General features: G+C 40.2%; 13 protein-coding genes. 3 read left to right on the plus strand and 10 right to left on the minus strand.

Annotated features, from left to right (window positions below; translation table 11 throughout):
* Nucleotide 1: 1 nt before the first annotated feature.
* Nucleotides 2-2,449 carry a TonB-dependent receptor gene (locus tag FH971_RS07610; protein WP_140233905.1) on the minus strand — a complete coding sequence of 816 codons (2,448 nt, stop codon included), beginning with the start codon at nucleotides 2,447-2,449 and terminating at the stop codon, nucleotides 2-4.
* Between the two features lie 444 nt (nucleotides 2,450-2,893).
* On the opposite strand from FH971_RS07610, the gene FH971_RS07615 reads away from it, so the two are divergent.
* From FH971_RS07615 to FH971_RS07625, 3 genes are read left to right on the plus strand one after another with little or no spacing between them, the layout of a single operon-like run.
* Nucleotides 2,894-3,250: a YibL family ribosome-associated protein gene (locus tag FH971_RS07615; protein WP_140233906.1), complete on the plus strand. Its 357-nt coding sequence runs from the start codon at nucleotides 2,894-2,896 to the stop codon at nucleotides 3,248-3,250.
* 37 nt (nucleotides 3,251-3,287) lie between these two features.
* Nucleotides 3,288-3,896 carry a GTP cyclohydrolase II gene (gene ribA / locus FH971_RS07620; RefSeq protein WP_137221326.1) on the plus strand — a complete coding sequence of 203 codons (609 nt, stop codon included), beginning with the start codon at nucleotides 3,288-3,290 and terminating at the stop codon, nucleotides 3,894-3,896.
* A 26-nt stretch (nucleotides 3,897-3,922) separates the two neighbouring features.
* The gene (locus FH971_RS07625; protein WP_240778454.1) at nucleotides 3,923-4,861 is read left to right on the plus strand and encodes a hypothetical protein; all 939 of its coding nucleotides are present in this window, start codon (nucleotides 3,923-3,925) and stop codon (nucleotides 4,859-4,861) included.
* A 92-nt stretch (nucleotides 4,862-4,953) separates the two neighbouring features.
* Here FH971_RS07625 and FH971_RS07630 read toward each other — a convergent pair whose 3' ends face one another.
* The 9 genes from FH971_RS07630 to suhB all read right to left on the minus strand — a co-directional run bounded on the left by FH971_RS07630 (nucleotide 4,954) and on the right by suhB (nucleotide 12,991).
* Entirely contained in the window at nucleotides 4,954-5,310 is a 357-nt protein-coding gene (locus FH971_RS07630; protein ID WP_140233908.1) for a VF530 family protein, read from the minus strand.
* Nucleotides 5,311-5,420: 110 nt separating this feature from the next.
* The gene (locus FH971_RS07635) at nucleotides 5,421-6,884 is read right to left on the minus strand and encodes a carbon starvation CstA family protein (RefSeq protein ID WP_140233909.1); all 1,464 of its coding nucleotides are present in this window, start codon (nucleotides 6,882-6,884) and stop codon (nucleotides 5,421-5,423) included.
* A 173-nt stretch (nucleotides 6,885-7,057) separates the two neighbouring features.
* A complete protein-coding gene (gene btsR, locus FH971_RS07640) occupies nucleotides 7,058-7,768 on the minus strand; it encodes a two-component system response regulator BtsR (RefSeq protein ID WP_140233910.1) in 711 nt (236 codons plus the stop codon).
* Nucleotides 7,765-9,441 carry a sensor histidine kinase gene (locus FH971_RS07645; protein WP_140233911.1) on the minus strand — a complete coding sequence of 559 codons (1,677 nt, stop codon included), beginning with the start codon at nucleotides 9,439-9,441 and terminating at the stop codon, nucleotides 7,765-7,767. Before FH971_RS07645 ends, btsR begins: the two co-directional genes overlap by 4 nt.
* Before the next feature lie 393 nt (nucleotides 9,442-9,834).
* Nucleotides 9,835-10,185: a replication protein RepA gene (locus FH971_RS07650; RefSeq protein ID WP_140233912.1), complete on the minus strand. Its 351-nt coding sequence runs from the start codon at nucleotides 10,183-10,185 to the stop codon at nucleotides 9,835-9,837.
* Nucleotides 10,172-10,840, minus strand: coding sequence for an AAA family ATPase (locus FH971_RS07655; protein ID WP_140233913.1), 669 nt, complete (start codon nucleotides 10,838-10,840; stop codon nucleotides 10,172-10,174). Before FH971_RS07655 ends, FH971_RS07650 begins: the two co-directional genes overlap by 14 nt.
* 99 nt (nucleotides 10,841-10,939) lie before the next feature.
* Nucleotides 10,940-11,242 (minus strand): PilZ domain-containing protein, encoded by a 303-nt coding sequence (locus tag FH971_RS07660; RefSeq protein WP_140233914.1) that lies wholly within the window; start codon nucleotides 11,240-11,242, stop codon nucleotides 10,940-10,942.
* A 240-nt stretch (nucleotides 11,243-11,482) separates the two neighbouring features.
* On the minus strand, nucleotides 11,483-11,887 hold the full coding sequence (locus FH971_RS07665) for a phosphate-starvation-inducible protein PsiE (RefSeq protein ID WP_137221308.1): 405 nt from the start codon (nucleotides 11,885-11,887) through the stop codon (nucleotides 11,483-11,485).
* A gap of 300 nt (nucleotides 11,888-12,187) precedes the next feature.
* On the minus strand, nucleotides 12,188-12,991 hold the full coding sequence (gene suhB / locus FH971_RS07670; RefSeq protein ID WP_140233915.1) for an inositol-1-monophosphatase: 804 nt from the start codon (nucleotides 12,989-12,991) through the stop codon (nucleotides 12,188-12,190).
* Between the last annotated feature and the right edge of the window lie 14 nt (nucleotides 12,992-13,005).

The raw sequence follows: 13,005 nt of genomic DNA on the forward strand, positions 1-13,005 counted from the left end.
CTTAAATACGATACGTTACGGTTAACTTTGCATTACGCTCTTCGCCGGGTAGACCACCCAAAAACATTGCTTTTTCGTAGTATGACTTGTTAAATAAGTTATTAATATTCAGCTGAATTTTATAACGTTCAACATCATAACTAATGGCTGTGTCGACCACGGTATAACCAGGCACATAACCGTCGGGAATACCGAATGAGCTAGAGTTAGTGCTGCGTTCACCGACATGCTCGGCACCAAGACTAATCGATACCGGCGCTGGTAATCCCAATTCTGCCGCATAAGTCACCCAAGCACTTGCAGTAACATAAGGAACGCCTTTTTGGTGTTGACCATAGCTGCTGCTATTTGGGTTTTGGTTGTCTCTAGCATCTTGGTATACCGCGTTAAGATTCACTTTCCACTGTTCACTTAGGTAGGCATTAAGGTCTAACTCAACCCCTTTGGTGTCTTCGCTACCATCATAAAAGTACGGGTCAATGTCAGGCGTGACCGCGCTACTGTCATAATCTGGATTCGCATAAGCAATATTAGTCCGTGATGATTTAAAGAACACCAATGATGTTAATAGTTGATCATCAAACGCTTTGACACGAATACCTAAATCATTGCTAATTGATTGCGAATCTTCACGGTCAGCTTCATTACCTGTTACATCACCTAACACACTGTATGCCGTACGGCCTTTAGAGTGGTTAACGAAAATAGAGATATCGTCAGTAGGCATATAGGTTAGGCCTAAATTGTAAGTTATGCCGTTATCAGTGGTATCTGCTTCTGGTTGTGGTGCAGCTAAACTGCTGCTGTAACGAGAATCAACGCCTAAGTGTTCATAACTTTGCTTTATTTCGTTAAAGGCTACGCCAATACGGCTGGTGAAACCTGCTCCCAAGTAACCAACATGCTGCACTCCTAATCCCCATGCAGTAACAGACTTGTTATAGTTGCTGGTGAGTAATGGGTCGTAATCTTCAAATTCACCATCGGCCCAATTAGGATTACGGATGTCATAAATGTAGGGCAGGGTACCTTGATAAGACACATCACCATTGCTATCTTTCAGCGTATAGTCAGCATCCCAAATCGAATATTGTTTAAAGCTAATATCGCGATCTTCAAAGTTTGCATTGATCAATAATTCGTTTTCAATGTTACCTATATCAAAGTCGTAGCGTAAATCAGCAAAGTACTGCCATGACTTTTCATCAGCTGAGACTTTACGGTATTCCTGACGTCGAGCGGCATAAGGATACAGCACATCGTTCTCAACAAGTGGTGCTCGTGGATTTTGGTTAATCACACCGTTACGTTCCGAATATACGTAGTTATAAGCTCCTGTTTGACGAGCAAAGCTAGTTTCATAATTACGGTATTGTAACTGCTGGTTTAAGAAGAGGTTGTCGGTAAGGTAAATATTATGAGTTAGCTTAAAGCGAAGCTCTTCACCTTCATTGTCTTTTGCCATTGGTGAAATTAAACCATTATGGCCAAATGCATAAGGTGTTTGCCCATCACTGGCATCTAGTGAGTCTGCAAGTTGTTGGCGCTGTGCATCGGTGAGTTGTACACCATTGCTAGTGGGATCATTGACGAGATCTTGCCAATTAACTTCTCCTGCTGTTTTACCATCTGCTGACTCTGCATTGTAAATACGGATAGGGTGGCCAATAGAGTCAACGGGGATCGCATCGTTAATGTAAGCAGCAGACAGCATCAGATTTTGGTTATCGTCTAATACAAACTTCATTGAGGCATATACTTCATCTCTGTCGGTACCCAAATTGCGGTAGCCATCACTGCGCGCGCTTTTAGCTACTACACGATAGGCTATATCATCAGTGATCCCGCCCGTGCTGTCGGCCATTAATGAATAAGTATCCCATTGTCCCACTTCGGCTTCAAAAACGTGTTGGCTGTCAAACTCAGGTTTTTTCTCAATTAAGTTAATTACGCCGCCGGCGCTCCCCATGCCGTATAAGCCCGTTGCAGGGCCTTTTAATACTTCGACTGAGTTAACATTAGTTAACGAGCGTGTTGGGTTAAAAGTGTTGCCAAGGCCTGCGCCGCCGTACATGCCGTCATAGGTATAGTTAGCGCCTAATCCTCGGATCACTAAATTATCGCCAATACCATAATTGTTACCGGCTTGAGTCACACCACTGATATTTCGTACTAGGTCTTGCATATTGCTGACACCCTGGGCATCGATCAATGCTTCATCAACAATCACAACCGCAGCGGGTGTTTCCATTAGTGACATGTCTGATTTAGTGGCAAGGCCAGAATTTCTCACCACTTGGTTTTGTCGGCCATATACGGTAATGCGTTCATAATCGGTTGATGATGCTTGAGATTCTGCAGTATTAATTGGTGCTTGTGCTTGGGCATAAAAAGGAAACAAGACACTTTGGCATGCAATAGCAAGTAAAGAGAGGTGTAGTGGCTTCATAATGTGTGGCCTTTGTTAATTGTATTGCGAATGATAACGATTATTATAATCATTACAATAATTTCTAGCGCTATATGTAAAAAAAACAAGCGGAAATGATTTGAATGCTGTTAAATCAAGCGGATTGAGTAAGATTTAAACATGACTGTAGGTAGGTTCAAGGCTATAAACTCTGAGGTAACGTTCGGTACTGTGAATAAACACACATTGCTGCGATTAATGAATGAGATGTGCTGTAAGGTGGCATTGATTGTTTGATATAATGCAACGATACTTGGAATATATGTTCGAGATGAAATACTTTACCAGTACATTCATATATGAAGCGTTTGCTATTCGCATCTTAGGTGGTTTTGGGTATATAATCTGCCTCCGAAACGGTGTTGTGATAAACGTTTAAGTGTAACGATTCACTAAACACACCAAAGCATTTAAGGTAATCAAATGAATTTAAAGCTAGAACTGCAAACATTGAATGATAAATTAGACAAGTTTCGTCGCAAGTTGGCTGCGGCTGAACAACGTGGCGACGCCGCTGTTGTCGTGCAGTTTAAAAAAGAAGTGGCAGCTGTTACTAAGCGAATAGCAAGTATTAAAGGCCAACAAACTCGCCAATTTAGCCAAGAAGGCTCAGCATTAAAAGCGTTAGGGTTTAAACGTCCACTAACCAAAGCTGAACAAGCCGATATGGGAAAATTAAATAAATCAGTTAAAGGCTTAATTGTCGTTCACCCTTTGACGGCATTAGGCCGAGAAATGGGCATTAAAGAAGTCACTGGTTTTGCTCCTGCAAAGTTTTAATATTATCTTTTACAGTTAGTCGTCGTAAGGTTAATTCATGTCGATAAAATATATCGCAACATCTAAGTTACCCACTCCTTGGGGTGTTTTTGCTATGCACGGTTTTGAAGATACCGCCACAGGTAAAGAACACGTTGCGTTGACATTTGGTCAGCTGGATCCTACTCAACCTATGCTAGGTCGTATTCATTCTGAATGTTTGACTGGTGATGCGTTATTTAGTTTACGTTGTGATTGTGGTTTTCAATTACAAGCGGCAATGCAAAATGTGGCAGAAAAAGGTCAAGGCTTTTTGTTGTACTTGCGTCAAGAAGGTCGAGGCATTGGCTTACTCAATAAAATTCGAGCCTATGAGTTACAAGATGCTGGTGCCAATACGGTCGAAGCCAATTTGCAGTTAGGTTTTGAAGCTGATATGCGTAAGTACGATATGATTTTACCAATGCTAGAGAAAATTGGTGTGACTAAAGTGAGGTTGATGACCAACAATCCTCGTAAAGTCACCGCTATGCAAGATGCTGGTATTGAAGTCGTTGAACGTATTCCATTGCAAGTGGGTAAAAACCGTTATAACGAATCATATTTAAAGACTAAGTCGACTGAACTAGGTCATATGATGTCGGAATACCATTTTCACGATGAATAAATTGACGAAATAATAACGGTATGGTGATGGAGCAAGGGCAAATAATTGGGCTTTTAGGTTTATCATCGTGTCGTTGTTTACGTTTGTTGCATTGCCAACCTTCCGCTGTATTTTCTTTGTTAACCTCCTTGTGTTTATCTGTGGCGACTATTTTATGCTTAAGTTGTCTAACACACTCTGCATTTGCTGATGAGCTTACCAGTGAACCCGATGCTTCCCATTATGCTTTTGCTAGTTATTTAGGCAGTGGTATTTACCGTACATCAGGCCAAAGTGCCGCGGTGATAAATGTGCCGTTAGGCTTTGAGCTAGAAAAATCTGCTGACCATTTATTAAAACTGCGATTTACCGCATCGTTTGGTTTTTTTGATTATTCATTTAATGATTTGCCCGGTGGCAGTTTACCGAAAAATGTTGGTACGATTACCTTAACACCAGGGATTGAATACCATTGGCTGGTGGACGATAAATTAACGGTCGAATCCTATGTCGACTTAGGTTACGGGCATAATTTCTCCACTTATAGCCATGTGGGTATTTTTTCGACTGGCTTGTCGACCTTGTATCGCTTTGGCTCAGCTGATTATAGCCCTGTATGGGTTAATCGAGTTTATTATGCAGGTTATAAAAGTAATCAAAACGACAGTACCGAAGGGTATTCTGTTTTGAAAAGTGGTGTCGACTTTGGCTTTAATTATGATTGGCAATGGGATGATATGCGGGTTGAACCACGGATGTTTGTTGCAGGACATTGGTATTTTAACCAACTTAAATTTGTAACCCCAGTTGGCAAAGATGTACTCACTTCATATACCTATGAAATAGGCGCCACTCTGGCATTTTCAAAACCGATTAATTTTGCTGCTATTGGCTTGGACAGTGTCGAAATAAAACACTTAGGCTTGAGTTATCAGGTTGGCGGTGGCTTGAAGGTGTGGCGAATTATTTTCGAATTTCCACTTTAACATTTCCGTTAGTAGCGCTTCGCGTTGACATCACTATAAAGGCTACATATAAGTGCTGCAACAACAACACTCATCGCATTGGTTATATGATGTTAACCATTCCCCCAAATATCAGCATTAACGGGTTTGCTTGGCTTATCGCTTTGTTCACTGACTTTGGTTGTGGGTGTTTTTCTGGCAGTGACGGCTTTTGGACTAGCCGGTTTGCGAGAATTATCTTTTGGCGGCGGTAATGGTAATTTGTTGGCTTTAAGATACAAGTATTCAACTTTGTCACGAGCCCAAGGTGTTTTGCGTAAAAACTTCAAGCTTGATTTTACACTCGGATTGTCTTTGAAACATTGAATGTTGATTCTAGAGCCTAATTGCTCCCAACCGTACTTTTCAACGAGTTCGGTAACAATGGTTTCCAGTTTAATGCCGTGAAGCGGGTTGTTTGCTTGTGTCATGGACCGTGCGAGCTAATTGAGTTTGGTAATATTATACCCACATTGCTGTCAAAGTGATATCAACACAAAAACGGCAGCTTAAGCTGCCGTTTTTTGTTCCACATTAATGGTTATAGCTCATTTGCTAATTCAATTTTCTCTTCGTCATCATCAGTATCAATGTCACCTTTACCTTTGGTTTTAATAATAATCATTGCTGCAATAATGAATGTGGTGACCATTCCCGCTACCGTAGACACAACCATTGGTAAACCTGCTCCTAATGTTGATGAATTCAACATGAAGCTAATAACAACACAGGTCATGAACATCGCTGGGACGGTACAAATCCAATGGAATTTATTATGGCGAAGTAAGTAAGCTGCCGCGGTCCATAGCATCAATACAGCAGTGGTTTGGTTTGCAACACCAAAGTAACGCCAGATAATGCCAAAGTCGACTTGGGTTAACATTGCACCGATAGCAAATAATGGTAACGCTAGCAGTAACCGCTTAGGTAACGCGACTTGTTTGATGTTAAAGAACTCTGCCAAGATTAAGCGTGCTGAACGAAATGCGGTGTCGCCAGATGTGATAGGTAATACAATCACGCCAAGGATAGCTAAGAAACCACCAAAGGTACCAAGCAGACCGTTAGATGCTTCATATACTACGTTAGCAGGGTTACCAGCCATACCGGCATTAAGACCTTCTATACCATCAAAGTATGACAATGCAATAGCACACCAGATTAAGGCGATAACGCCTTCGCCAATCATCGCGCCAAAAAACACAAAGCGACCATTTGATTCATTTTGAACACAACGGGCCATGAGTGGAGATTGTGTCGCATGAAAACCAGATACAGCACCACAGGCAATCGTGATGAACAATGCCGGCCATAATGGCATATCGTTAGGGTTAAGGTTGGTAAAGAAGTCACCTATTTCAAAGCCCGGTAACATGGTATGTTCGCTTGAAAGCATTAATGCGATGGTTAAACCAAGTGACATAAATACTAACAACGCGCCAAAGAATGGATAGAAGCGACCGATGATTTTATCGATTGGCACTATGGTCGCAATTAAGTAATAACAGAAAATAATGCCAACAAAAATAGCAACATCAAATCCGGTTAATTTGCTGAGTAAGCCTGCTGGAGCAGAGATAAATACCACTCCGACTAACAATAGTAGAATAATCGCAAAAAAATTCATAAAGTGTTTGGCGTTTTTACCTAGGTATTTACCCGCCAAATTTGGTACTGATTGACCATTGTTTCGTACCGATAGCATACCTGAGAAATAATCGTGAACGGCGCCAGCAAACACACATCCAAACACAATCCATAGCATGGCTGCTGGACCGTATAGAGCACCTAAAATAGGACCAAAAATTGGACCTACACCTGCAATATTGAGTAATTGAATTAAATACACTTTACCTTTAGACATAGGCACAAAGTCGACGCCGTCTGTATGAGTGTATGCGGGTGTTTGTCTTTGGGTGCTAATCCCAAATACTTTCTCGACGAAGGCCCCATAAATAAAATAGCCGCCAATGAGTAATCCAACACAGAGTAGAAACCAAGTCATTTTTTATATCCCCATTTTTATATTGGGGATATTTTAAAACATCGGCAATATGAAAAGCAGGCTAACTGAGTAACAGGTTAAAAAGGCAAGGTAAGCGGTAAATAGCTGACTTGAGCGGTGCTACATACTCGACAAGTGTGGTAGAAATCACGCTGAGTTTATTTTGAACAGGGCTATTGAAAGCCAAGCAACTGCTTTAATTCTTTGAGGTAACGACGTGAAACTGGCACATTAGCACCGCTATGGGTGGTGACTTTCGCGCCCGTGTCGGTTATTTCAATTTCACAAATTGCACTTGGGGCTAGTAAATATTGTTTATGGCAACGAAATAAAGCGGTTTTTTGTTCTAACACCTTAAGGGTTAATTGGGTGTGGCTGTTGCCTTTATTTGAATGTACATGAATACCGCCAACATCACTGACAACAAATTCGACATCCGCAGTGGCAATCACTTTGAGTTTATTGCCACTGTAACAGGGCAAATGAGCTAGTTGTGCGGGCAGTATTTGTGTCATTGGTTGCGGCGTCATATTTGCGCGTACTTTTTCTATCGTTTGGTTAAAGCGTTTTTCGTCTATAGGTTTAAGTAAGTAATCGAAGGCATTGTTGTCGAATGCTTTTATTGCATACTCATCAAAAGCCGTAATAAACACCGCTCTTGGCACTTGTTCGGGATTAAGCATGGCAATGAGTTCCATGCCATTAATCCGCGGCATTTGAATATCAATAAAAATTAGATCAGGCTTTAACACGTTAATTTGTTGTAGGGCTTCAATGGCGTTACTGCATTGCCCTAATATTTTAATATCTGGATGTTTTTCGAGAAGGTCAGCCACTTCTTGGCGGGCAAAAGGTTCATCGTCAATAATTAAGCATGAAATCATGAGACTTGCTCCTCTAACGGTATGCGTACTTGTACGCAAGTAAACTCATCAGCTTGGCTTTGGACTTCAATGCCATATTGTTCACCAAATAAGTTTTGCAACCGTTTATGGACTAAGTTCATGCCTAATCCTTCAGTATTTTTTGAGGGGTGATACAACCCAGCATTGTCTGTGACACTCAGTAACAAATCATCACCTTCTATTGAAGCCTCAACTCTAATCATACCGGCTTCAAGCATTCGTGAGGTGCCATGTTTAACCGCATTTTCAATAAGAGGTTGCAGGGTAAATGCTGGCATTTTTAGGTGATGATATATCTTTGGAATACTAATACTGACCTTTAGTTTGTCAATAAAACGTGCATGTTCAATGGCAAGGTATGCATCAATATGTTCCAACTCATCGGCTAAGGTAACTAGTCCAGTGGTTCGAGTAAGATTTATCCGTAGGAATTGAGACAATTGTTGTAATAACTTTTTAGACATCTGAGGATCACGGTTAATGATTGCGCTGATAGTGTTTAGCGCATTAAACAGAAAGTGAGGATTGACTTGGGCTTGTAATAATTTGATTTCCGCCTGCATCAATAAACTCTTTTGTTGTTCAAACCGGCCAAACAAAATCTGGTTTGAAAGTAATCTTGCTATCCCTTCACCTAAGGTGCGATTAATATTCAAAAATAATTTATTTTTAGGTTCGTATAATTTAATGGTACCAATGACTTCATCATTACTGCGCAGTGGGATAACTAAGCTTGAACCTAATCTGCAATGAGCTGATATAGAGCAGGTATAAGGGGTGTAGACGCCATCGGCAAACATCACCTTATTTTGTGCAATAGCATCAAGTGTGATTTGCGATGAAATGGGGGTATTAGTGAGATGATGATCGGCCCCAATACCGATAAATGCCAGTAGTTTATGTCTATCAGTAATAGCAACAGACCCGACTTGAGTTTCTTCGATAACGATTTGAGCGACCTTTTTACTCGATTCGACATCAAATCCTTTTGAAAGTAAGCCTACACTGCGCTCTGCTATTTTTAGCGCTTTGGTTGAGAAGCTGGATGATAATTTATCAAACATGGCTTTTTGGTCGCGAAGGATGCTCATAAACATTGCTGCGCCCAGTGAGTTTATTAGAAGCATAGGCGGCGCGATTAATTTGACCAGTTCCCAAGCTTGGTCAAAGGGTTTAGCGACGAGTAAAATAATCGCCATCTGCATTATTTCAGCCATAAATGTCACCCCAAATACGACTATGGGCTGATAAGTCATTTCTGATTTTCCGGCTTTAGTAAAATAATAACTGATTATTCCAGCCGACAATCCTTCCAAGGCGGTTGATATGGCACAGGCTATATCTGTAAATCCGCCCATCGAATAACGATGTAATCCACCCGTTAAACCAACCAATAATCCCGTGATTGGGCCGCCAAGCAACCCGCCTAACACAGCACCCATAGCGCGAGTATTGGCAATGGCTCCAGATGTTTGCTCACCAAAGTAAGTTGCCAAAATACAAAAGCAGGAAAAAACCAGATAGATAAAGACTTTATGAGGGAGGCGTTTTGATGTTTCAGCGAAAAGTTTAAACAATGGCGTTTTACTGACTAAGTAAACAATCACTAAGTAGACGCACATTTGTTGCGTTAGCAGTAATATTAACGACATATATTCTCTTTGGATTACATGGTAGATAAATGATTTTTTGACTATTGTTAGAGAGTAGTCATTGGCCCGTCAAGCCTCGTTAGTTGCATCTCGTTCACAGAGAAACCGTGTAATGAAAAATCATATTACCTCAATTTTAGTATGATATAAAAAGCCATCAACAGTAGAAATCGATTATCAACGCAAGGCTATGAGGGAGCTGAGACTAATGTGTTTAGATACTCAGCTAACTTATCATTTTTTATCGATTGTAATAAGTCGACCATGATAAATTGTCAATATAACAAACTATATCAGTACCCCAAGAGGCCAGGCTTTAAAAGTAAATATCATGCATTATTGCATAGAGTTTATGTCGACATATCTGATGATTTTAATCGAAAAATGTTGTTGTTAACGTGACGCTTTACGCAATAAATCAGATTGTTTAGCGCCACTTTGCTGATAAAACTGATCAATGAGTATTCTAAGAATTTTGGATTTAGCCACTTTACTGGTTTTAGCTATTTCATCTAATTGTGAAATGCTTTTCTCGGTTAGTGTAAAAGTGGCATGACGATAAATTTTGGTACTTTTTTTATCGAGTCCTGATAAAAATTCTTGAGCCGTTGATGTGATATCGGGTTGATCATGTGATGTTCCTATACCAAATGCATAATTATTAGCATCTTCAATAAAGTCGTCTACAGATACCTTGACTTGGGTATCTTTGCGTTTCTTACGTTTAAGATCAGTTAAACTCATAACTATTTTCTGGTGGGATGGCAAAAAGCTCATCGGTAATGGCTCTAATTTCATCAGCCGCTTTACCGCTCGGATCGATTTCAAGCACAGAAGAGCCACTTTCTTCGCTATCATCATAGATATTGCGACTAAATGTTACTGAATTGAGTGCGCGTAAACCAAAAGACTCAACCACTTCTTTAGCTTCTAAAATACGTTTACCTTGAGACGGTAGTGCAGGGCATTGTGTTATCACGATGGCGGCAATCATTTTAGGATTGACCATCTTACAAGTACTGAGCATGTCTTCCATATGAGGTAAGGTTTTAAGATCGCGTCGCTTAGGACGAAGTGGCAGCACAACATAGGTTGCGACAGACATGGCGGCGCGCATTGCTAGGTTATCTTGACCTCCACAATCAACAATAACATAGTCAAATCGATCATTTAGGCTTAGCAAATCGTTGCGAATTTTGCCATAAAGTTGAATACAATTGATGGCTTTTAGATTGGGGTCATTATTGCGAGCTTGGATCCAGTCTGATGTGGTTCGTTGTGGATCACAATCAACCATGAGCACATTTGCATCATTTTTTTGACTAATATGCACAGCAATATTTTGTGCTAAACAGCTTTTGCCACTGCCACCTTTTTCTCCACCAACCAGCAATATCATGTTGTATTCCTTGATTCTAGAAGCTTTATAGCACTGAAATATTGATTACTATTTTAGCTTGAGTATAGAGCAGTCATAGGGGACTGCAAAAATTATCAATTAAATTAGCTGTAAAGCAATATGGTAACTATGAGGTGAGCATTCGGTGCAACGGCAAACTTGACCTTTTATGGTATTTTGTTTGTCGGTATTTTCATTGAAGGTTAAGGCTATCAAATCACCTAGTTTAAAAGACAATTTAAAATCAAATAATACCCCTTTGCGAGCAAGATCAATACAAATACCATGGTCGATACATGATTCACCATGTGCATTAATCCAATCCAATCGGATCCGCTCGGCTTCCATATCAACACGTAACGAACCGCGTTTTTCTTCGAATCCAGCTGGTTCTTGGCTCATCGTATTTCTCCTTGAAATGATCCGTCTATCGGCAACTTGAATTGTTGTTTAGCTCATTATTGCTGTCTTTAAAATTTAGTGTTGAGTGCTAACCTTTTATATTAACGTATAAATTTTTAACCTCCAGTAATTTTCTACCCTATAATAATTTTTAGCATAACTATTTTGTTAAGCAAGATAAAATTACGATTATAATACTGAGTAATCGATACTTGGTATTTTCAGTGGCAGTTAACGTGATTAATTATCATAGTCTTGGTTTTTAGGGTAAGGCATTTTCAATTGGCCCCAGCGGATCACTATAACGGTACTGGCGAGCACTATTGTTGAAAGTGAGATGGCTAAAATACGCCAATCTTCCATACCTTTCATGTCTAAAATCAAGTATCGAGCCAATGCAACAATCGCAATATAAAGTGGCATACGGATAGGTAATTTACCCGACTCAATATAATTGACGACCATGGCTAACACTTCAAGATATATGAACAGCAGGAGTAAATCTGCTAGTTCTACTGTGCGAATGTCAATCATATGAAAAATTTCTTCGCCAATGGCAAATATTGTCGCCAGTGCAATAATAAATAATACTAAGTGTTCGATACTTTTTAAGGATTTTAGGCCTAAACCGCGTAGTAATTGCATAGTCATCTTCATTTGAAAAATTAAAAAACCATTATTGATGACTTTTGGATGTTTTCCCAGTGTTCTGATTCGATTTTGCAAGATGTGTCATAGCTTATTTAGAGATTATGAATAGTAACGCTTGGGTATCACTGATATTTCAGTAACAACCTGGGTGCATAATGTTGGAAAATATGAGAAGTATGGGGAGCTGTTACAATATAAAGGTATAAAAAAATCGCTAAAGTCTGCTTTAGCGATTTTTATCAATTGTGATGGTAATTGTTAACATTAACAATTACCTCAATGTGGATAAAACGACTAACGTTTTAGGGCTTCATTAAGCAAAGGGCGCATGGTCTTAACCAATTGAGTTGTCACTTTTGGACTACCAGCCACAATGTTTCCTGAAACCATATAGTTGTGTCCGCCCATAAAGTCGGTAACAGTGCCGCCAGCTTCACGACAAATTAAGTCGCCCGCAGCAATGTCCCATGGCTTAAGACCAATTTCAAAGAAACCATCTAAACGACCAGCAGCAACATAAGCTAAATCTAGAGCAGCTGAACCACCACGACGGATATCAGCACACAACGGAAATACTTCCGCTAGAATAGCCATATAGGTTTCGGTGTGTTGACGTGCTTTGAATGGAAAACCAGTGCCAATCATAGTGCTAGTTAAATCATTTACGTTGGTTACGCGCATGCGGAAATCATTCAGCTTAGCGCCTTTACCACGAACCGCTGAAAATAACTCTTCACGGACAGGATCGTAAATAACAGCAACTTCAATTTTGCCTTTATATTGAAGTGCGATAGATACTGCAAAATGAGGTATGCCACGAACGAAGTTGTTGGTGCCATCCAAAGGATCTACTATCCAAATGTAATCATTATTATCGCCACGGTTTTCACCGTTTTCCTCACCAATGATAGTGTGGTCTGGGTACGATTTACGAATTTGGTAAGTAATAGTTGCTTCTGCTTCCTTATCTACACTAGTCACGAAATCATTGATACCTTTACTGCTTACCTCAACACGGTCAAGTTCAGTATAGGCGCGCATAATAGTTTGGCCCGCAGCGCGTGCAGCGCGCGTGGCAATAGTCAGCATCGGATGCATTGCAATCCCCTGGA

Source organism: Shewanella polaris (assembly GCF_006385555.1).
GTDB lineage: Bacteria > Pseudomonadota > Gammaproteobacteria > Enterobacterales > Shewanellaceae > Shewanella > Shewanella polaris.